The organism is Bacteroides sp. 41_26 (genome assembly GCF_949740115.1).
Taxonomy (GTDB): domain Bacteria; phylum Bacteroidota; class Bacteroidia; order Bacteroidales; family Bacteroidaceae; genus Bacteroides; species Bacteroides nordii.
This window is the reverse complement of the sequence record NZ_CATJGZ010000048.1, coordinates 1-1,091: the sequence shown is the minus strand read 5'-3', so window position 1 is coordinate 1,091 and position 1,091 is coordinate 1. Positions and strand designations below refer to the sequence as shown.

The following is a 1,091-nucleotide window of genomic DNA, read 5'->3' as shown; positions in this document are numbered from 1 at the left end:
GGCGACCACCGAGATCTACACTCTTTCCCTACACGACGCTCTTCCGATCTCTTGCGCTTTCCTGTTTGGGTACAAAGGGAGTGAAAGAGGAAAAAATCACATGGAACAGGATTTATGTATTCCTGACAATCGGTTTTATCCTGTTCTTCCTGAACTGGTGGCTGTTGGTTCTGCCGTTGCCACTGGTAGCAAACACGGCATTGTATATCTTTACCATGACAGCCGGGTATCTTTCATTGTTGGCTGCCGGAGTATGGATTTCCCGCCTGTTGAAAAATAACCTGATGGACGATGTGTTTAATTTGGAGAATGAAAGTTTCGCACAGGAAACACGCCTGATAGAAAACGAATATTCCGTAAATCTTCGTTCTCGTTTCTACTATAAAAAGAAGTGGAACGATGGATGGATAAACGTTGTAGCAATTTTTCGTGCGTGCATCGTTGTTGGAAATCCGGGCAGTGGGAAGTCTTTTTGTGTCGTAAATCAATTTATCAAACAGCAAATAGAAAAGGGCTTCGCAATGTATCTGTATGACTACAAATTTCCCGACCTTTCGGAGATAGCCTACAATCATTTACTTAACCATTCGGACGGATACAAGGTGAAGCCCAAATTTTACATAATCAATTTTGACGACCCACGTAAGAGCCACCGATGTAACCCGATAAATCCGGCATTTATGACTGACATATCGGATGCTTACGAAGCCAGTTACACAATCATGTTAAATTTGAATAGGAGTTGGATAACCAAACAAGGGGATTTCTTTGTGGAAAGTCCTATTATCTTACTGGCTTCTATAATATGGTTTTTGAAAATCTATCAGGGTGGTAAGTATTGTACATTCCCGCACGCCATTGAATTTCTGAACAAGAAATATGCCGATACGTTTACAATTTTAACCAGTTATCCCGAACTGGAAAACTACCTTTCGCCGTTCATGGACGCATGGGAATCCAATGCGCAAGACCAGTTACAAGGTCAGCTTGCAAGTGCTAAAATCCCGCTTTCCCGTATGATAAGCCCGGCTCTTTATTGGGTAATGACAGGGGAGGATTTTTCACTGGATATAAACAACCCGGAAGAACCT

Annotated in this window: 1 protein-coding gene; it reads left to right on the top strand. The window is 42.3% G+C overall.

Translation table 11 applies throughout. The features are described 5' to 3' along the window. Positions 1–1,091: YWFCY domain-containing protein (locus QX565_RS20630; RefSeq protein ID WP_289291131.1), on the top strand; the 1,091-nt coding region annotated here is incomplete at both ends.